This window comes from Paenarthrobacter sp. MSM-2-10-13, from assembly GCF_011605365.1.
GTDB lineage: Bacteria > Actinomycetota > Actinomycetes > Actinomycetales > Micrococcaceae > Arthrobacter.
Genome location: NZ_JAAOXO010000001.1, coordinates 422,048 through 442,474 on the forward strand (window position 1 = coordinate 422,048; position 20,427 = coordinate 442,474).

General features: G+C 60.2%; 14 protein-coding genes and 1 pseudogene. 8 read left to right on the top strand and 7 right to left on the bottom strand.

Annotated features, from left to right (window positions below; genetic code table 11):
* Positions 1 to 1,290: a crosslink repair DNA glycosylase YcaQ family protein gene (locus HAV21_RS02025; protein WP_166840129.1), complete on the top strand. Its 1,290-nt coding sequence runs from the start codon at positions 1 to 3 to the stop codon at positions 1,288 to 1,290.
* Between the two features lie 42 nt (positions 1,291 to 1,332).
* Positions 1,333 to 4,074, top strand: coding sequence for a preprotein translocase subunit SecA (secA, locus tag HAV21_RS02030; RefSeq protein ID WP_166840131.1), 2,742 nt, complete (start codon positions 1,333 to 1,335; stop codon positions 4,072 to 4,074).
* Positions 4,075 to 4,171: 97 nt separating this feature from the next.
* Here the strand turns inward: secA and HAV21_RS02035 are convergent, their stop codons facing one another.
* Both HAV21_RS02035 and HAV21_RS02040 read right to left on the bottom strand, forming a co-directional pair.
* Positions 4,172 to 4,594, bottom strand: coding sequence for an Rv3235 family protein (locus HAV21_RS02035; protein WP_223940541.1), 423 nt, complete (start codon positions 4,592 to 4,594; stop codon positions 4,172 to 4,174).
* Positions 4,595 to 4,752: 158 nt separating this feature from the next.
* Complete coding sequence (locus HAV21_RS02040; protein ID WP_166840133.1) at positions 4,753 to 5,526, bottom strand: hypothetical protein; 774 nt, start codon at positions 5,524 to 5,526, stop codon at positions 4,753 to 4,755.
* Between the two features lie 149 nt (positions 5,527 to 5,675).
* On the opposite strand from HAV21_RS02040, the gene HAV21_RS02045 reads away from it, so the two are divergent.
* On the top strand, positions 5,676 to 6,263 hold the full coding sequence (locus HAV21_RS02045; protein ID WP_142938560.1) for a hypothetical protein: 588 nt from the start codon (positions 5,676 to 5,678) through the stop codon (positions 6,261 to 6,263).
* Here HAV21_RS02045 and HAV21_RS02050 read toward each other — a convergent pair.
* Positions 6,260 to 6,481, bottom strand: coding sequence for a helix-turn-helix domain-containing protein (locus HAV21_RS02050; RefSeq protein WP_142938660.1), 222 nt, complete (start codon positions 6,479 to 6,481; stop codon positions 6,260 to 6,262). The two genes, HAV21_RS02045 and HAV21_RS02050, sit on opposite strands and share 4 nt — an antisense overlap.
* A gap of 155 nt (positions 6,482 to 6,636) precedes the next feature.
* Here HAV21_RS02050 and HAV21_RS02055 point away from each other — a divergent pair, with 155 nt between their 5' ends.
* The 4 genes from HAV21_RS02055 to HAV21_RS02070 are packed head-to-tail and all read left to right on the top strand — an operon-like array spanning position 6,637 to position 15,003.
* Positions 6,637 to 7,278 carry an SAF domain-containing protein gene (locus tag HAV21_RS02055; protein WP_142938561.1) on the top strand — a complete coding sequence of 214 codons (642 nt, stop codon included), beginning with the start codon at positions 6,637 to 6,639 and terminating at the stop codon, positions 7,276 to 7,278.
* Positions 7,275 to 8,588 (top strand): chromosome partitioning protein, encoded by a 1,314-nt coding sequence (locus tag HAV21_RS02060; protein ID WP_166840135.1) that lies wholly within the window; start codon positions 7,275 to 7,277, stop codon positions 8,586 to 8,588. The genes HAV21_RS02055 and HAV21_RS02060 overlap by 4 nt, the downstream gene beginning before the upstream one ends.
* A gap of 57 nt (positions 8,589 to 8,645) precedes the next feature.
* Positions 8,646 to 13,502 carry an NAD-glutamate dehydrogenase gene (locus tag HAV21_RS02065; protein WP_166840137.1) on the top strand — a complete coding sequence of 1,619 codons (4,857 nt, stop codon included), beginning with the start codon at positions 8,646 to 8,648 and terminating at the stop codon, positions 13,500 to 13,502.
* A 31-nt stretch (positions 13,503 to 13,533) separates the two neighbouring features.
* Positions 13,534 to 15,003, top strand: a complete 1,470-nt coding sequence (locus tag HAV21_RS02070; protein WP_142938564.1) for a PAS domain-containing sensor histidine kinase — start codon at positions 13,534 to 13,536, stop codon at positions 15,001 to 15,003.
* A gap of 110 nt (positions 15,004 to 15,113) precedes the next feature.
* Here the strand turns inward: HAV21_RS02070 and HAV21_RS02075 are convergent, their stop codons facing one another.
* A complete protein-coding gene (locus HAV21_RS02075) occupies positions 15,114 to 15,362 on the bottom strand; it encodes a WhiB family transcriptional regulator (protein ID WP_003804966.1) in 249 nt (82 codons plus the stop codon).
* A gap of 358 nt (positions 15,363 to 15,720) precedes the next feature.
* Between HAV21_RS02075 and HAV21_RS02080 the strand changes: the two genes are divergently transcribed.
* Positions 15,721 to 16,101: a hypothetical protein gene (locus HAV21_RS02080; protein WP_223942655.1), complete on the top strand. Its 381-nt coding sequence runs from the start codon at positions 15,721 to 15,723 to the stop codon at positions 16,099 to 16,101.
* Between the two features lie 38 nt (positions 16,102 to 16,139).
* Here the strand turns inward: HAV21_RS02080 and HAV21_RS02085 are convergent, their stop codons facing one another.
* The 3 genes and pseudogenes from HAV21_RS02085 to HAV21_RS22540 form a co-directional block, all read right to left on the bottom strand.
* Positions 16,140 to 18,833, bottom strand: coding sequence for an FtsK/SpoIIIE domain-containing protein (locus tag HAV21_RS02085; protein ID WP_347877609.1), 2,694 nt, complete (start codon positions 18,831 to 18,833; stop codon positions 16,140 to 16,142).
* 416 nt (positions 18,834 to 19,249) lie between these two features.
* A complete protein-coding gene (locus tag HAV21_RS22115) occupies positions 19,250 to 19,459 on the bottom strand; it encodes a hypothetical protein (RefSeq protein ID WP_243753148.1) in 210 nt (69 codons plus the stop codon).
* Between the two features lie 295 nt (positions 19,460 to 19,754).
* A pseudogene (locus HAV21_RS22540) lies at positions 19,755 to 20,276 on the bottom strand (FHA domain-containing protein); the annotation flags it as partial.
* Positions 20,277 to 20,427 lie beyond the last annotated feature (151 nt).

Sequence of the window (20,427 nt, forward strand, 5' to 3'; positions counted from 1 at the left end):
ATGACCGTTTCGCTGAGCCTTTCACAGGCACGGCGGATCGCATTGGCAGCTCAAGGATTAGCGAAGGTCCGGCCCACCGGCCCCGTGACTTCACGGGCGGTGGGCCGGACCTTTGCCCGGATCCAGCTTGTCCAAATCGATTCAGTCAACGTTGTGGCGCGAAGCCACTACCTTCCATTCTTTTCCCGGCTTGGCAACTACGATCCCCTCATCCTCCAATCGATGGCCAGCCGCAAGCCACGCAAAATGATGGAGTACTGGGCACACGAGGCGAGCTTTATCCGGCCGGAGCATTTCCAGGACCTGCTCGTATGGCAAAAGCGGGCGTGGGTGGGCGCACACCGTCTTGATCCGGCCGTACGGCAGGACATGGAAGACCGCATACTGATTGCGCTCACTTCAGGGCCTCCCATGACTGCATCCGAGTTGACTGCAGAACTCGGTCACGACGAGGACCCGGACCGTGATAACTGGGGCTGGAACTGGAATATCGTCAAACGGGTGCTGGAGCACCTCTTCGAGGAAGGCCGGATTTCCGCCGCTTCCAGGACAGCGCAGTTCGAGCGAAAATACACCCTCACTTCCCGGGTTGTTCCAGACGCCCAACCGCCCGAAGGCGATGCTGAAGCGTCCCTTGACCGGCTCATGGATGCAGCCGCGCGAGCCCACGGAATTGGCACGGTAAGGTGCTTCTCCGACTACTTTCGGACGCCCTTGAAGGCGGGCGCGGGTTCGGTGCAACGCCTGGTCCGCGCGGGCCGTCTTGAACGCGTTAGTGTTCGGGGATGGGACAGGGAAACCTTCCAACACGTCGATGCCACCTTGCCGCGAAAAGCAGCAGGCAGGGCCCTCCTGAGCCCATTCGATTCCCTGGTCTTCGAAAGACGGAGGCTGGAGGAGTTATTCGGATTCCATTACAGGATTGAGATCTACACCCCTGCCGCCAAGAGACGTTTCGGCTATTACGTCTTGCCGTTCCTGCTCAGGGAAGCCATCGTTGCCAGAGTGGACTTGAAAGCCGATCGGATATCCCGTCAGCTTCTGGTGCGCTCCGCCTTTGGTGAGATGGACGCGCCAGCGGATACCGCCGTCGAACTTGCCGCGGAACTCAGGCTCATGGCAACGTGGCTCGGCCTCCAGGAGGTGGTCGTCTGGCCAGCGGGGGACCTCGCCGGAGCGTTGTCCGAAGCCCTGGCGAACGATGGTCCTGCCCCGGGAGAATACGTCCAGCCGGGCAGTCCGCTCAGAGGTGAACCCGGCAACGTGGCGCTGGTCTCTCCCGTAGACTGAAACAGCCAGAATTCGGCAGCATGAGACTGGGAGCAATTTCACGTGGCATCACTAATCGAAAAACTTCTCCGCACGGGTGACAAAAAGACACTCAAGACACTGCGGAACTATGCCGATTCCATCAATGCCCTGGAAGACACTTTCAAGTCCTTCACGGACGCTGAAATCCGCGAGGAAACGGACCGGCTAAGGTCGCGCCACCAGGACGGCGAAACCTTGGAAGCACTCCTCCCGGAAGCCTTTGCCGCTGTCCGTGAGGCCTCCTCCAGAACGCTGGGAATGAGGCACTTCGATGTCCAGCTCATGGGTGGCGCAGCCCTCCACCTGGGCAATATCGCGGAAATGAAAACGGGTGAAGGCAAGACCCTCGTTGCCACAGCTCCCGCATACCTCAATGCGCTGTCCGGCAAGGGTGTCCACGTTGTCACGGTGAACGACTACCTCGCCGAATACCAGTCCGAACTCATGGGCAGGGTCTACCGTTTCCTTGGCCTTACCAGTGGTTGCATCCTGTCCAACCAGGATCCCACGGTACGCCGCGAGCAGTACAACGCTGACGTCACCTACGGAACCAACAACGAATTCGGCTTCGATTACCTGCGCGACAACATGGCCTGGGATGCCAGCGAACTGGTCCAGCGCGGGCACAACTTTGCGATCGTGGACGAGGTGGACTCCATTCTGATTGACGAAGCACGTACACCGTTGATCATTTCGGGTCCTGCGCAAGGCGACACCAATCGGTGGTACAGCGAATTTGCCAAAGTTGTCCTCCGCTTGCAGCCTGACGTCGACTACGAGGTGGACGAGAAGAAGCGAACCGTGGGCGTGCTGGAAGCCGGGATTGAGAAGGTAGAGGACTACCTCGGCATCCAGAACCTCTACGAATCTGCCAACACGCCGTTGATCGGCTTCCTCAACAATGCGATCAAGGCAAAGGAACTGTTCAAGCGGGACAAGGACTACGTCATCCTCGACGGCGAGGTGCTGATCGTTGACGAGCATACCGGCCGTATCCTGGCCGGTCGTCGCTACAACGAAGGCATGCATCAGGCCATCGAGGCCAAGGAAAACGTAGAGATCAAGGCAGAGAACCAGACGCTCGCTACGGTGACGCTGCAGAACTACTTCCGCATGTACTCCAAGCTCGCTGGCATGACCGGTACGGCTGAGACCGAAGCCGCAGAATTCATGAGCACCTACAAGCTCGGCGTCGTTCCCATCCCCACAAACCGCGACATGCAGCGCATCGACCAACCGGACCTCGTCTACAAGAACGAGGTAGTTAAGTTTGATGCTGTCGTTCAGGACATCGCTGAACGGCATGAAAACGGCCAGCCTGTACTGGTGGGTACCACCAGCGTTGAAAAGAGTGAGTACCTCTCGAAGCTCTTGGCCAAAGAAGGCATCCGGCATGAGGTGTTGAACGCCAAGAACCACGCGAGGGAAGCGTCCATCGTTGCCCAGGCCGGACGAAAAGGCGCAGTTACGGTAGCAACCAACATGGCGGGCCGAGGCACTGACATCATGCTCGGCGGCAACGCCGAGTTCACTGCCATCGCCGAACTCGCCAAACGTGGGTTGGATCCCGAGGAAAACTCGGAAGAGTACGAGGCCGCATGGCCCGAGGCCCTGGCTGCAGCCAAGCAGGCCGTCAAGGACGAGCACGAAGAAGTTCTGGACCTCGGCGGACTGTACGTGCTTGGCACCGAGCGCCACGAATCCCGCCGGATCGACAACCAGTTGCGCGGACGTTCCGGACGTCAGGGTGACCCTGGCGAATCCCGTTTCTACCTCTCCCTCACGGACGACCTCATGCGGTTGTTCAACTCAGGTGCGGCCGAACGGCTGATGAACAGCTCCGTTCCCGACGACGTAGCGCTGGAGTCGAAGCTCGTATCCCGCGCCATCGCGTCGGCGCAAGGCCAAGTAGAGGGTCGCAACGCCGAGCAGCGCAAGAACGTCCTCAAGTACGATGACGTCCTCAACCGCCAGCGTGAAGCCATCTACGGCGACCGTCGTCGCATCCTCGAAGGCGATGACCTGCACGAAAAAGTGCAGTTCTTCTTGGAAGACACCATCAACTCACTCATTGATGCCGCTACGGCCGAGGGGTCAGGTGACGACTGGGACTACAACCAGCTGTGGGCAAACCTGAAGACCCTGTACCCGGCAACGGTTACCGCCGAGGAAATCATTGACGAAGCCGGCGGTAAGTCCAGGGTCACGGCAGAATTCCTGAGGGAGGAAATCCTCTCTGACGCCCGGCTTGTCTACCAGGCGCGGGAAGAATCCATCGGCGCCGAGAGCATGCGTGAGCTTGAGCGGCGGGTTGTGCTTTCGGTCCTTGGGCGTAAATGGCAGGAACACCTCTACGAGATGGATTACCTCAAAGAGGGAATCGGACTTCGTGCCATGGCCCAGCGTGATCCCCTGGTGGAATACCAGCGCGAAGGGTTTGTCATGTTCCAGAGCATGATGGAAGCCATTCGTGAGGAAAGTATCGGATTCCTCTACAATCTGGAAGTCGAAGTAACACCAGCCGAAGACGTAGTGGTGGCAGACGATTCGGCTTCCGGCGCACACACAGAGCACCACGATCCTCAGATCCGTGCGGCGGGCCTTCAGGCGCCGGAGAAGCCCGCGCAGCTGCAGTACACCGCGCCCGGAGAAGACGGAGCGACCCAGACGCGCATTGAGGGTAGGGCATCGGGCCGGTCCGGAAATCCTGCTAAAGCAGCAAGTCAGGATCAGCGGAAACAGGCAAAGAAGAAGCGTCGCTAAGCGGTTTCCGTAACGAGGTCACAGCAAAGGGTGAAGCCCGGACGGAACGTCCAGGCTTCACCTTTTTTGCTTTCTCTCAAAGCACGATCGGTTGGGCCTACCCTATTTCCAGGGCGGTAACCTGCCAAACACCGTCCAGCCGCTCCAGCCTCATGGCGACGGCACGGCAACGCTGCTCCTCAGCGACGACGATGCTTGCTTCACAGATTGATTCGGAAATGGAACAGACCCGAACCGAACGCACCATGGGACTACGGTGCGGTTGGGCAGTACCTCGGCTCCTGGCTGAGTGTTTTCGGGTCAATGCTGCCCGATGCTGGAGCGACAGATAACACTCGGCGTCCAGCGAGCGTGAGAGCTGCTGGACGGGACGGGTTCCCGCCAGTACTTCCAAGGTTGCCTGCGCGATGCTTCGGGCAACAAGCCGGACGTCGATGTCCGAGCCGCTTTGGCCGGATGCTGGTGCCGTATGTTGCGTGCTCCGAGGGCCTGCTGGCCGGGTTTTCGTTGCAAGGGTCATGGTCATACCTCTGGCATTCACTACATGAGTTGCAGCGTGGGGACGCTTTACTCATTGGCTTCTGCTGGGATGACACTACGGATTGGCTTTGAGATGTGAAGGTTGTCCCTGAGCGGACGGTCCTTATGGAGGAAGCGGGCACTGAAGTCCCGGCCTTACTAGCTTGGTGCCGGGGGCTGAAGAACCTGCCCCGGGAGTAGCACGGTGGGGTCCCCTCCGATGACTGCCCTGTTGGCGGCATACCACTTGGGCCACGTCAACGCGACGTCCACGTCGGTTGCAAAGGGTCCGAGCCGGGAGGCCGCAATCGACCATAGCGAGTCGCCATCCTCAACAACAACGGCGGCTTCTCCCGCTGGGGTGGTTGAACGTGTGGACTGGCGGCTTAGCAACCCCGGGTCAACCACGGGGGGCCGGGGTTGCCAGCGCGGGTCATGAGGCCGGGATGCTGAAGCATGGGCATCGTCTACAGATCGCGGGATGGAACTCGCGCGGTCCAAGGAAGCCGGAGTCCACGCCACTTTTCCCGGCGCCCTATGAGGAGAGGCGCTTTGCCAGCCAGGTTCCGGTGGTGCGGCATCTGCTTGGGCTATTCCCGCGCCCATGAGATTCAGGCTCATGACGGCCACCGCGAGCCGCAACATAAAGGCGGGGCTGAACCGTGAAAGGAGATGGGCGCTCTTCTTGTGCCCAACCCGATGCAACAACGATGCCAGGAAAGCGATGAAGAACGTCAGTGCCCACCAGATGACAACAGAAAGTCCCACTGCGTTGGCTGAGAAGCCGAGAAGATGTTCGAAGGTAAGGGTCTGACCATGCCGCTCCGCTGCCTGCCACTGCGTAAGCAGCACATTTCCCGTAAGTACCAAGGACAGTCCCAGCCCAAGAACAAACGCTGCCAGGGCAGAGTCACTACGCAATACTTTTGCCACTAAAAGCCCCCATGCTCCCTTTGATGCAATTTGATGCGGTTTGATCTATTTGACTCATTCTGAACATGTTTGCAGTGCCTTGTCCAGTTGCAACCCTGATGTACCTCTCCGATTCGTCGCACATCCTTCATGCAGCCTAGTCTGACCACATGAGATGGGACTCTCTCTTTAGCGATCTGGAAGCACAATTCTCGGCGGGGCGCGCCTTGGAAGCCGAACTCGAGATCACAGAGCGGGCAAGGGTTGAGCTGGCGGGCATCGAATTGGCTGACCGTCTGCGTGGGGCCTTCGGAGCGGACATCAAGGTCGTTCTGATTGACGGCAGGGTCATACGAGGACGGTTGAGCCACGTGGGCGGCGAATGGCTGGTCTTGACGGAGCGAGCGCGGGAGTGGTTACTGCCCTATCCCTCCGTTGTGACATACGAAGGACTCGGGAGGGTAGCGCTGAAACCTGCGTCCCGGATACAGCAGTCGCTGGGCATCGCCTCAGCACTGAGGGCACTGGCACGCGATCGTGCCGAGCTGGTGGTTCATCTGAAAGTAGCGGCACGTGATGGATATGAGCTGCAAGGAGTAATAGACAGGGTCGGCCGGGACTACCTTGACCTTGCGGTGGTTCAGAACGGTGAATCGCGCCGGCCCGGCAGGGTGGCTGCGGTAATGACCATTCCCTTCAGTTCGTTGGCAGCGCTTTGCTCGGCGGGTAACCAGGACTTCAGGAGCGGCGGGGACTAAGACCGGTTGGTTTTGGCCTTGGCCTCTTCGATCATGCGGCCAGCTTCTGCATAGCGGTCTTCGATATATTGCTCCAACATCTTCTCTTCAATACGCCACTGTCCTCGGCCACCCACTTGAATGGCCTTCAGCTCGCCACTCCTCACCAGCGCGTAGGCCTGTGGCGAGTTGATTTGTAGTTGTTCTGCGACGTCCGCAAGAGTCAGGAATCGGGGCATGGCTTCATTTTGCCACCGTTGCTGATGTTTGGTGTAGTTATCCACAGTTTCGGCCCATTTGAGGCCGGTGGCCTTGGCTCCGCGAAAATGCGCCGGTAAGAATGAGGAGGCAGGTGCTTCCACCATGCCGTAACTCAAAGCGGGGAAGCAGGAAAATGGGAGAAAGTATCGGCGTGGCCGCGAGGCTAAGGAAACCATCATGGAAAGATCCGCGGCTTCTTATCGGTCTTTTGCTGGTCCTGGGGTCCGTCGCAGGCGTCATTGCCTTGGTGGGCACCGCAGACAGGACAACCCAGGTCTTCGCCGCCCGGGAAGACATCGCGGTAGGTCAGGTGGTCACGGAGGCGGACCTCTCCATTGTCAAAGTTCGTCTGGATGACGTTGAGGCCGGCTACATCACTGTGGAACAAGGGCTTGCGGAGAGCAGCGTGGCACTGCAGCGGATGGCAAAGAACCAGTTGATCCCTCGGGCAAGCCTGGGAGTCGCCGATGCGTTGGACCGCAAACCTGTAGCGATTGCCTTGGAGGAAGAACTCCCCCCGCAGGCCGTTCCAGGCGCCAGGGTGGACGTGTGGGTCTCCATGCCGGGTGCAAGCAGCGCTTTTGACGCGCCGGAGATGCTCCTGCCGAGCGCAGAAATTGCCGCGGTGACTCCTGGGAGTACTACGTTGGGCTCGGCCAGAACAACTGTGGTGATGGTGCTGGTGACGGATGAACAAATGCCGAAATTGTTGGGCGCCCAGGCGAACAGGGCCAAGGTCTCCGTCGTGTGGAACCCCACGGGCGTTGTTCGATGAGCATTCCTGTAGTGACCGTCGGCTCCGCTCAGGAAGCTGTAGTGGGCGGGTTGGAGCGCCTCCGCGGTCCCGTAACGGTTGTGCGCCGTTGTTCGGAGCTTGCTGAGCTTATTGCTGCTTGCCAAAGCGGCCTCGCGGTTGCCGCCGTCGTAGCGGAGGGCTGCGAGGAACTCACCACCACGCTGGTTGATCGTCTTGGGGCGGTGGGTGTCTCAATCATCGCCCTGACGGACGATCCAGCCGAGGCCAAACGTCTGCACTCCATAGGTGCCTTACCGGCTATGACGGGCATCGAAGCCGGTGACTTGGCGGCCAAAATATCTGAGGCCGTTGGCAGGGGGAGCCGGCAAAGCCTGCCTGCCTCCGCCCGAGACACCGGATTTGCCGATCCTGGGGCAGAGCTGCGCTCGATGCCGGAATCGGACCGCAGGGATGAAGAGACTCCGCAGGGAGGCGGCCGGATCATTGCCGTGTGGGGGCCGATCGGCGCCCCCGGAAGGACGTTCCTTGCTGCCAACATCGCGGCGGAGTTGGCCGCGGAAGGCAAATCAGTCCTTCTGGTGGATGCGGACAGCTACGGCGCAAGCATGTCGGCGGTGCTCGGCCTTCTGGAGGAGTCGGCTGGTTTTGCCCAGGCTTGCCGACTGGCGGACCAGGGACTGCTGGATGGTCAAGCCCTCAGGGCGGTGGCGATTCCTGTCTTCACCAAGGGAGGAACTTTTAGGGTGCTGACGGGTACAACCAGAGCGGATCGATGGACCGAACTCAGGGCGGGAGCCGTCGCGATGGTTCTGGATGCGGCGCGGCAACTAGCGGATCATGTTGTGGTGGACACAGGTTTCTGCCTTGAATCAGACGAAGAGCTTAGCTTCGACACTATGGCTCCGCGTCGGAATGCCGCCACCCTGCGGAGCTTGGAAATGGCTGATGTTGTGTTTGCCGTTGGTTCCGCCGACGCGATTGGAGTGCCACGTTTGGTACGGGGACTGGCGGAGCTTGAGGCTGCGGTCCCGGAGGTATCTCCCCGGGTCGTGTTGAACAAGGTGAAGCGCTCGGCAGTTGGCCATTCGCCCCGGCAACAACTGAACGATGCGTGGGACCGATACGGCCCCGGAGTGGGCGTGGACGCCTACCTTCCCGCTGACCCCGTGGCATGTGACGCGGCTTTACTCACGGGTTCAGTATTACTGGAAGTAGCACCCGACTCGCCCCTGCGAAAGGCCATAGTAGGGCTGGTCTGTGCACCTGTCCAGCAAAAACAGGATTCCTTTGGCCGAACTATCAGAGCTTTGCGTCTGCCAAAGCGCTAGGCTCGCCATGTGGGCTGCAGAGTCGCAGCAATCAACATGTGATGGAGGCGTTTGTCGATGTCGTCAGGATCCAGCGTGGAGGATCGGTCCGATGCAGCAGTTGTCCGTGAAGGGTTCTTCGGTGACTACTATGAACACCTTGCAGAGGAGGATTCACGTGCGTATTCGCCCGAACTCTTGATTGCGCGGGCTACAAAGCACAGGGACATCGCCCAGTCCCGTCTACCTGGGAATGCAGTCGTCAAAATCGCCGGTGAGCCCGAGCGAAGTGTCGTTTACATCGTCACTGACGATATGCCGTTTCTGGTCGACTCCGTCAATGCAGAGCTTGTTCGCCAGAACTGCGCCATCCGGCTGGTCATGCACCCTCTGTTCGTGGTCACCCGTGATCGCAAATCCGGCGAGCTCACCAGTATCTCCAGGGTCCCCTCCAATGTCGGCATTTCCAGTGGCGACACCGCAGCACTCCCCAGCGTGGCCCATCTGCTGGGCGATGGCGATAACGCTTCCCACATGGAGTCATGGATCGCGGTTGAAATTGACCGGATAGGTGACGACGCGCGGGAAGAATTGATCGCAGGGCTCCAACGTGTCCTCGGCGACGTCAGGGCGGCAGTGGAGGACTGGCCCAAGATGCGCAGCAAGGCGCTCGAGCTGGCCGAGGCATTGGGTGGCGTGACGCACCCCGAGCAAGTGGCTGAGCTCAGGCAGGCACAAGACCTTTTGCGTTGGCTGGACAACGGAAACTTCACGTTCCTGGGCTACCGCGAATACGACCTTGTGGATGAAAACGGTGAGGACGTTCTTCAGCTCCGGGAAGACAGCGGCCTGGGCCTCCTGCGTGCCGGAGACACCACGCGTCAAGTCCAGCACCTCACGGATGCGGGCCGGAAGCGTGCAAGGGAAAAGCGTGCTTTGGTGATCACCAAGGCCAATTCGCGCTCCACTGTGCACCGACCCGCCTATCTCGACTACATCGGCGTCAAGAGCTTTGATGCGTTGGGCAACGTCAACGGGGAACGCCGCTTCATCGGCCTCTTCGCCACGAGTGCATACACCGGATCCGTGCGCAGCATCCCGATTGTTCGGGACAAGGTGGACGCTGTTCTTCGTAACGCCGGCTTCCCCATTGACTCCCACTCCGGCAAGGACCTTCTGGGAATCCTCGAAACGTATCCCCGCGACGAACTCTTCCAGATCGAGATTCCGGACCTTGCCTCCACGGCCACCGGAATTCAACGGCTCCAGGAACGGCGGCGGACCAAGCTGTTCTTGCGCCCGGACATTTACGGCCGCTTCATGTCCGCAGTGGTCTACCTGCCTCGTGACCGTTACACCACCAGTGTTCGTCTCCGAATCGAGCAGGAGCTTCGCGAAACGTTCCATGCCGAGAGCATCGACTACGAGGCCCGGATCACTGAATCTGCCTTGGCCCGTGTTTTCTTCAGGATCAGGTTGCCCCGCACAGCTGAACTGGCGGAAGTGGACGTAAAAGAGTTGGAACAACGTCTGATGCGCGCCTCCAGATCGTGGAGTGAAGGTATCTCAGAGGTTCTCCGCGAGCACAGGTCTTCGGCGGATGCCGACGTTTTGTCAGCACTCTGGGCCGAGGCATTCCCTGCAGGCTACCGTGTTGACTACGAAGTGGAAGACGCTCTTGAGGACATTGAGCGCTTCGAGAAATATGGAGCGGAGGCAGAGCGGGCAGGCCGGGTAACCAAGCAGATCAGGCCTGGCGTCCATGTGTATCTCCCTGAGGGCGCCGGTGAGGCCTTGGAAGAGGATGCCCGCGTCAAGCTCTACTTGATGGAGCCCAAGAGCCTCAGCCAGATCCTTCCCTACTTCCACAATCTCGGCCTTGAGGTCCTGGATGAGCGGCCCTTCGAGATTGAGACCTCGGATCACCGCGACTTCTTCCTGTACGATCTCGGACTCAAGTACCCCGTGGGTGTAGACCCGTTGGCCACGGGAGATCTCCTGAGCGATTCCTTCGGCGCAGCCATCACCGGCGCTGTCGAGTCGGACAACTTCGATCGGCTGGTACTCCGCGAAGGAATCCACTGGCGTCAAGTGGTGGTGCTCCGCGCCTACGCCAAATACATGCGGCAGATGGGCAACACCAACTCCTTTGGGTTCATCGCCGATACGCTGCTTGGCAATCCTGATGTTGCGCGGGGGCTCAACGAACTCTTCTCCGCGCGGTTCGATCCCACAGTTGCTGAAGAGCAGCGGCCCGAGCGCCAAGCTGCAGCCCGGGCAGCCCTTGCGGAGTCGATTGAGCAGGTGGCCACGTTGGATGCCGATCGCGTCCTGCGAACTTTCGTGAACCTTATTGAGGCGACTCTGCGGACCAATTACTACCAGAACAAGGAATACCTCAGCTTTAAGCTGGACCCCACATCGATCGATGGTCTTCCTTTCCCGCGCCCGATGTACGAGATCTGGGTCTACTCACCGAGAGTTGAAGGCGTGCACCTGCGGTTTGGAAAGGTAGCCCGCGGTGGCCTTCGCTGGTCCGACCGTCGGGAGGACTTCCGGACGGAGATTCTGGGACTCGTCAAGGCTCAGACCGTCAAGAATGCCGTCATCGTCCCCACAGGTGCCAAGGGTGGCTTCTTCGCCAAGAAGCTTCCCAACCCGGCCGCGGACAGGGCAGCTTGGATGGCCGAGGGAATCGAGAGCTACAAGACTTTCATTCGAGGCCTGTTGGACATTACGGACAACCTCGTTACATCAGCAGACGGCGAAAGGGTCGTGCCGCCGTCGGACGTTGTCCGGCACGACGGCGACGATTCCTACCTAGTGGTGGCAGCAGACAAGGGCACGGCAACGTTCTCCGACACCGCTAACGGATTGGCGGCCGAATACGGATTCTGGCTTGGTGACGCGTTTGCCTCGGGCGGGTCGGTGGGCTACGACCACAAGGCTATGGGCATCACCGCGCGCGGGGCGTGGGAATCAGTCAAGAGGCATTTCAGCGAGCTTGACCTCGACACCCAGACCGAGGAATTCACAGTAGTTGGCGTCGGCGACATGTCCGGTGACGTCTTCGGCAATGGCATGCTGCTTTCCCGCCATATCCGGCTGCTCGCCGCCTTTGACCACCGCCACATTTTCCTTGATCCCGCACCTGATGCGTCCTCATCGTTTGACGAGCGCCAAAGGCTCTTCGAACTGCCCCGGTCTTCCTGGGACGACTATGACCGGTCGCTGATCAGCGAAGGCGGCGGCGTTTACCCCCGTCAGGCCAAGACCATCCCGGTCTCGGAGCAGGTACGCAAGGCGTTGGGTCTGCCCGAAGGAACGACGCAGCTAAGCCCGCCGGAGCTTCTCCGCGCGATTTTGCTGGCGCCGGCTGACCTTCTCTACAACGGTGGTATCGGCACCTACGTCAAGGCCAGCACTGAAACGCATGCTGCCGTGGGCGACAAAGCAAATGACGCTATCCGCGTGGACGGCCGGGATCTGAGGGTCAAGGTTGTTGGCGAAGGTGGAAACCTGGGCCTGACGCAAAGGGGCCGCATCGAAGCCGCATTGCAAGGCGTCATCCTGAATACTGACGCAATCGATAACTCTGCCGGCGTGGACTGCTCCGACCATGAGGTCAATATCAAGATCTTCGTTGACCGGATGGTAGCGGCCGGCAAGCTTGACGCGGCGGAAAGGGCCGGCTTCCTGGCCGATATGACCGATGAGGTGGGACGGCTTGTCCTGCAAGACAACATTGACCAGAACATTTTGCTTCTGAACGACCGCACACGGGTCGCGGACTGGAGCCCAAGCTACGAGCGGCTCATGGACTGGCTGGAGAAGTCCGCCGATCTCAAGCGCGATCTGGAAGCACTTCCCACCACAGAGACTCTCCGGTCCAGGCTGGAACAGGGGCAGGGTCTTACGTCTCCCGAACTTGCGGTCCTGGCCGCATACGCAAAGATCGAACTGGCTGCAGCGTTGCGGGATAGCAACCTTGCCGATGATCCGTGGTTTGCGGACACTATTCGTGACTATTTCCCGAAACAGCTGCGGGAGAAATTCGACGCTGAGCTGGATACGCACCCGCTGCGGCGCGAGATCATCGCCACAGTAGTTGCCAACGACATCATCAACCTGGGCGGCATCACATTCGCTTTCCGGGCCATTGAGGAAACCTCGGCCAACGAGGTAGCCGTTGCCAAAGCCTTCGTTGCGCTGCGTGAAATCTACGATCTTGATCCGATGGTGGCCGAGCTGAATGCGCTTCCCGCATCATTCCCGACTGAACACTGGAGTGAAGTCCATTTGGACATCCGGCGGTTGCTGGACCGGGCAGTGCGTTGGGTGCTGGGGCAAGGGATGGCGTCGCAGCCTATTTCGGACGTAGTGGAATCCTTCAAGCCCTTGTTGGCCCCACTGAGGGCCAAGCTTCTGGACTACCTTCGGGGTGAGGACAAGGTCCGCATTTCGGGCTGGTTGGACAAAGCCCGTGGCTGGGAACTTCCGGACCACCTCGCGAAAAGGTGGGCGGAGTTGTTCGAAAGTTACGCGCTTTTGGACATCGCGCGAATCGCCGAGACCGGAAGCGAAGGCGTCGAGGATGTAGCGCACGTTTACTACACGGTGTTCAACCGCTTCCACGTTGATTCACTTCTGGAACGCATCAGTTCCCTGCCCCGCGATGACCGCTGGCAGGCCCTGGCACGGGCAGCCCTTCGCGACGACTTGTACTCCACAGTGGCTGACATGACGATGTCGGTCCTTGAGTCGACGGAGTCCGGCACCGTGGCTGAAGAACGCCTTAAGGCCTGGGAAGGGCAAAATGCTGAGCAGCTGGCACGCGCCAAGACCATGTTTGACGAGGTCAACGCGCTGGAAGCCGACGACATGGCCTCACTGTCGGTAGCATTAAGGCTCTTGAGGTCAATCGTTCGACGCTAGGGTCAGTCCCGGCGTCGCAAATGGAGGTGCAGTGGCAATCTTTACAGACCCCATCAGGGAACACGCTGATTTCGGGCCTGGGGATGCCGAATGGCTGCACCTCCTCGTCGGCGACTGGCAAATGGTCGCTGACTTGGCTTTCGCGGACCTCGCTTTGTGGTTTCCGCACCCGGAATTTGGCTACATCGCCCTCGCCCACGTCCGTCCGTCGACATCGCATACGGTGTTCCACGCGGACTTCGTGGGTGAGGGCATACGCTCGGATCTGCGCCCCCTAGTGGATAAGGCGTGGAACAGCCGGTCGATTGAACGTTCCAGCGAAACGAGTTGGAGCAGCGAGATGGCACTCCGGGTAGAGGCTGTGCCGATGGTGCGCAACGGCCGGACTCTGGCGGTTGTGACATCGCATATGGACTTGTCCAGTTCACGCATGCCATCGAGGCTGGAACTCACCTATCGCCAGTGCGCCTATGACCTCCTGCGGATGGGTACGTTGGGACTATGGCCCGACTTTGCCTCCCCAACGGGCTCGCGTCGCGGAGCACCTCGAGTCGGCGACGGCCTCATCCGACTCGACGCCGAAGGCATCGTCCAATACGCCAGCCCCAATGGCGTTTCCGCTTTCCGTCGACTCGGCGAAGTTGAGTCCTTGGAAGGCCGTTCTTTGGCGGAGGTGACGGCCGGCCTTCTGAAGGACCGGCGCATGGTGGATGAAACGCTGCCCTTGGTGGTCACGGGGCGCATGCCTTGGCGCAGCGAAATTGAGTCCAGGGGTGTCAGCCTTTCACTCCGAGCCATCCCTTTGCGCGATGAGCAGCACCGCTTCGGAGCCCTTGTCCTGTGCCGCGACGTCTCTGAATTGCGTCGCAGGGAAATGGAACTTGTTACCAAGGACGCCACGATCCGGGAAATCCATCACAGGGTCAAGAACAATCTTCAGACGGTGGCAGCCCTTCTGCGAATGCAATCACGGCGAATGGTCAGCGACGAAGCCAAGCAGGGCCTCGAGCAAGCGATGAGGCGCGTAGCCACCATTGCCCTCGTTCATGAAACTCTTTCTCAGGGGCTGACGCAGAGCGTCGACTTCGACGAACTGATCGGGCGCCAGTTCCGGCTTTCTGCGGAAGTAGCCTCCCCGTCCCAACAGGTGCGGACGGAACGCTCAGGAATGTTCGGCGAATTGCCCAGCGATTTCGCCACTCCGCTGGCTTTGGTCATCAACGAACTGGTCACCAACGCTGTTGAGCACGGACTCGAGGGGCGGACAGGAACCGTATGGCTCCTGGCCGACAGGGCAGAAGGGGACGGAGACGACGAATTCCTGACTGTGACTATTGCAGACGACGGCGTTGGACTGCCTGACGGCCAATACACCGAGGGTCTGGGCTTGCAGATTGTTCGCACACTCGTGACAAGCGAACTTGGAGGGTCCATCCAGTGGATCCCGCGCGAAGGGGGCGGAACCGCCGTCGAAATCGTCCTCAACCTTGCCAGGGCTTAGCCCCCGGGGGCAGGAGACTGACTCCCGGGGGCGGGAGTCAACGAGAAGCGCGAATAAGCCAACGAAAAGGCCGCGGACCAAACGGTCCGCGGCCTTTTTCGGTCCGTGGGTTAGGAAGCGCGACGTGCGCGTGCAGCGCGGCGCTTGAGCGCGCGTCGTTCGTCTTCACTCATGCCGCCCCAAACACCGGCGTCCTGTCCGGACTCCAAGGCCCACTGAAGGCAAGTGTCCACAACGGGGCAGCGGCGGCAGACGCTCTTGGCTTCCTCGATCTGCAGAAGTGCTGGTCCCGTGTTGCCGACTGGGAAGAAGAGCTCCGGGTCCTTGTCGAGGCAGGCTGCGCGATTACGCCAATCCATGCTGATCAGTCACTCCATTCGTGAGAACTAGAAGGGCCTTTTGTGAAAACATTCACGAGAGGCTCCAAAGGAAAGGGGCCCGCATGGGCCCCCTTGGTCGTCTGAGTCAAGCGTTTCATGTTAACGCCTTGTAAACAAGGGGTGTTAGTGGTCGAAATGCTCGGAATCCGTGAGCGATGCATCACATCAGCCGCCAGTGCCCTCACTGCTAGATGACTATGTCCGGTAGTGTGCCAGTGTGTCAAGACCTCCCGAAAACCCAGCCCAGCCCGTGTCCGGCCCGGACGGTAGCGATGATTCCGGCGCGACCGGGAACAACGCTTCAAGCTCATCTGGCGTAGCTCGACCGCCGTTGGGAATTGTGATCATTTCAGTGGTTGTACTGCTCGAAGCACTAGCTCTCCTCGGTGCCGCCGCATGGTACGCATATGAACTGCTGCGTGGTGCTCCTGTACTGACTTTTTGGGGGGCAGTTTTCACTCTAGGGCTTTTGCTGGCCTTCTCCGTCTGGTTATTCGCCGTAGGCCACTTCCTCTACCGTGGCTATAGGTGGACGCGGGCGGCTGCGCTCGTGGCCCAGTTGTTTGTCCTCACCATCGGCTTTCCCACCATGACCGGCGGGCTGGTGTGGCAGGGACTGGCAATGTTGCTCCCGGCACTGGCTGCGATCGTCTTCCTATTTCAGAAGGATGTTGTGGCTTATGCCTCACGGACCGGGGGAGCGTCCGCGGCACTGTGATGACCGGCGGTCCCTTCCGGTGCGGCGTGCTTACGGCTTCAATGCATTTTGCCAGACGGCGGAAAACCTGAAGTGAAGACGCCCTGAAAGGGGATTATCTGCTGCCCGTTGACCAGAAACCCGCGCCCTGGACGCCCGGCGCGATCGGCCTCAAGCCGGACGCCAAGGAGATCTCCGTCGTGGGGTGTCCCGGGCGCCAACACCAATCCCATGCTGGAAGCCTGCGCTTCCTTAGCGAACGGCAGATGTAAAAGCAGGGACGGCCCAGGTGTCGCTGTCATGATGATGCCGCGGACTTTTCCGACCAAGCCAGCCAAAGCCTGGCGCCCTTGGGCATCCAGTGTCTCCGCGTCGTCCACCAGCAGAATGCTGTTGGCGGAAAAGCTACCCGCTGCAGCCTTGCGCGCGACCGAAAGCCAAAAAGTCCCAGCCGTCGACGCGTCCGGCGGGTATACCCACGGAAACGAAGGGTTGAGAGCAAGCAGTGACGCCAAGGTGGAGCTCTTTCCAGATCGTGGCGTGCCAAGGATAGTGCTGACCCCATTTTCGCGGAGAGGCATGGACACAGGGTCGGCTTCATCTCCGCCGACGCCGATCCATAGCGGGCCCTGCAAATGACCGTAGGCGGCTTGTGCGCTCTCCGGGCGGGCTATAGCCGCGACGCCGAATCCGCCCGGCACTTCCCGTGCGCGTAAGGCGGCCACTAGGGCCTGAAGGTCCCTGACGTGAAGAAGGTCGGGGAGTGGTCGCACCCTAAAAGGCGGTTCGGAAGGCTCGAGATCATCGAACGGCCAGCGCCCGTTGGACGGAGCCCCGCGAAACTGAGCCACGGTTCCGTCTTCTTTGGCAAACTTTCCCATGACGACGGCCCTCCCGGGATGTGATTGCACATCCGGGAGCCGCGGCCAGTGGAACCGCGACTCTTCGGTGGATCCCAAAGGGAAATACGCGCGGTTCTGTATTGCAGCAAAAAAGCGCGAGCTGACAAGTTCCCTTTCCCCTGAAATGAGAACAGTGACGCCAAGGGAACCACCGTCCCTGACGATGTCCTGCAGGATTCCTTCTGCGTATCCGAAGGGCCCGCTCCGGATTGCTGCAGCCCACGAGCACCAACCGGCCACGATCAAGACCAAGGGTGAATTGCCTGCCTCGAAGACACCAGCGCTTCGTCGACGTTCCATTTCTTCGGCCAGGCGTTTCAAGACCCGCGTGGCCAAGGGCAATTGGTGCAGGCCCACCACGGCGCCAATCCGGCCCTCAGCACCAAGGTGCCCAAGCGCGCCCGTCGCATCAAGGATATAGACGTAGGGTTGGGGTCTCCGGGTAGCAAGCATCGCGGACGCAGCGATGAAAGACTCCCGCATGCCACTGGAGTCGCTGCCTATCATTGCCAGATGTCCGTCTTCGGAAGGCGACCACACCAGCGGTTCCACAACTTGGTGCAGTGGCCTATCGATCATCGCCAAGGGGCCGACTGTCCAACGGTCCTGCTCATCGGACCCATCTCCTTCATCAACAAGAAGCTGTTCGTGCCACGGAATTGATGTGGTCAGTGGCGCCGCAATCGGACGCCGGGGGAAGGGTTCGCCTAGTACCCGCCAAGCCTCGCGGACTATTGAGACGACCCCATCGGGACCGGTATTCGGGGGAGAGCCTTGCTCATTGGCCGCATACCGCACGTCGGAATGCTGTAAGGCCCGCGAAGCCGATTGCACGGCCTGCTGCGAACCATTAGGTCCTGCGCCGGATGCTTCACCGTCGGGGGAGAACGCGAGAGAGGCTGTCTGGAATTCTTCGGGGCTACTCGAAGCTTTGGCAAGGTATGCCCGCCCCGGAGTCTCTACCCGTATGGAGGCGGCGGCCTTCGTATTGATGATGTCCATGGACTCTGCTTCCGTTTGCACTCGCATGGCTATGCTGGACGTCACATTTGCCCGGATATCTGCGGTGAGTGCTCCCTGCGGCCTCTGCGTAGCCATCACTAAGTGAATGCCCAGTGACCGCCCGATAGTCGCGATACGCATTAACTCACGGAGTGTGTTTGGGGTCTCGTCCACCAGGACCCGGAATTCATCAATCACGAGGACCAGATACGGGATATTTGGGTCGGTGACGGAGCCCGCTTGCCGATACTGGGCAAGATCAGACACGTTGGCGGCAGCGAACAGCTCCTCGCGGTACCGGATCTCTCCGCGCAGTGAAACAAGAGCGCGATCCACATGGTGCCTGCTGAGGTCTGTCAGGAGCCCGACGCAGTGCGGAAGCCGAGCAAGTGGTTGCAGTCCCGACCCGCCCTTGAAATCCAGGAACAGGAAAGTTGTGTGATCCGGAGAATGGCTCAACGCGATGGAAGACACCAGCGTCCTCAGGAGCTCGGATTTACCTGCGCCGGTGGTTCCGGCAACCAGAAGGTGGGGGCCGTCGAGCCTGAAGTCAAAGGTCACTGGGCCGCTGTTACCTTTACCCAGCGTCGCGATTGGCCCGTTTCGCCCGGACGTCTCGGTCCATTTACGAAGTACCCTGCGTTGCCCGTGGGGAAGCAACTCAGCCAATGAACACTCCTCCGGAATCACTGCGCCCTGCCCCGGGTCTTCAGCGAGGGACGTGGCGGAGGACTTACGGCAGAACCTGTCGAAAACTTGCGCTGACACCAGGTCCGGTACAAACGATCGGCGCTCGCCATCCGTCTCCACATAGCCGGCACTTCCCGAGGGTGAAATTTCAACCACCACCGCCGAACGTTGTAACGAAACGCAGCAATGTAGCACCTGCCACCCGGAGGATCGTGCGGCTTTCAGGAGGGATGACCATAATTCCGCGTCATCAGGTAGGAAATCATCGACCATGAAGAGCCTGCCCCCCATCTTCCCGCTTCCGCGGTGCAGGGCGGCAAGGACGGTTTCCGGGCTGATTGCCAGCGTAACGCGGGGGAGAAACCGGGCACTCAGTGGCAACCTTCCCGCTCGTCCAAAAACAACGACAGGCGTTTCCGCGGCAGCGGGGAAACTGGCTAGCTGCATCAATAGGAAACGAAGCAAGCCATCTGTATGGTCCGGCTGTCCGCACAGCGCCACTTCGGGATACCTGGGGTCCAACGTTATCGCCGCCGCCCCAATGGTGGGCTGCCGAAAGTCTGGATCATCAGGAGTCAGTCGAATGTTTGCCACTGTTTGAGTGACTCCGATACGAAGCCATACATCAGGCCCATGTGCGTGGGATTCTGCCGCCGAAGCCGCAGGCCGGGTGACGGCTGGATCTCTTGTGGCAGGTTCCATTGCCAGTTGTTCCACAGGGGAGGGGTGATGAACTGCCAAAACCAACTCGGCGGCCGATGGCGAGCATCGGTGTCGGCGTTCAATGTCGTCCTGGACGGCGCGCGATATGGCCAGTTTGCCGGCCAGCCGCCCTTTCCGCCCTGCGATCAACGGGACGAGAATGCTCATTGCTGAAATGGCGGTGAACCCCAAATACATCCACATCCCCGTAGCCAGGGAGAGGCCGATTCCCGCTACCAAGGGCAGGCCGGCAGCCAAGGCCATGGCCCGGCGATTTCCTTGGCGGCGGGTATGGCGTACTTCCAGCGGTTCTTCAATCGACAGCCCTGCGTCGACGGATATAGGTGGGTAAGAACCGCCGTCCATGGCGACTGTGAAGGTGGAGTTGCCACATCGCACCGTTGATGAGGAAGAGAGCAAAGTGCGATTGGTGGACCGATCGTCCACGAACACCGGATTCGCACCGCTTACCGCCCTCACCGCGAGAGCTGTACTGGATACTTCCAAAATGGCGTGTTCCCTGGACATCGCGGGATCAGACACAGGAATGTCCGGCGACGCCCTTCCGATTCGGTATCGGCCACGGTGAATCCGGAAGATGGAACCCGCTCCGGGGCCTGTGTGGGTAAGCAGCATCAGGGACCTAAACAGGATCCTCCCTCCTCGATGAGGCGGAGCATCATCCACAAGGACGGCCCCTGTGATGAGAGGCGGTTGTCCCACCGTCAGAGAGCTAAGGAGGCGTCCGCCGACGGACAGGACGCCTGTCCCACGCGCGTCGGTGAGAAGTTGCTGCACCCGCGTACCGGATGCGCCCACCGGGACGGCGATGCTTAGTTCTTCAGGCTCCGCCGTTTCAGCAGCACCAGGGGCGCGTACCAAGGTGCACTCCAAGGCCATGGCTCTCCCTCTATGTCGTGGCGGTGATCAAGTGTGGGGTTGATACGAATCACGCTACGGCCCCGCGAACTCAAGCGCGGGGGCTGTTGTGGCCTATGTGGACAACTTTTGCAAAGCCCGTCGACGCGCATCCTTGACACCGCGGCTTGGT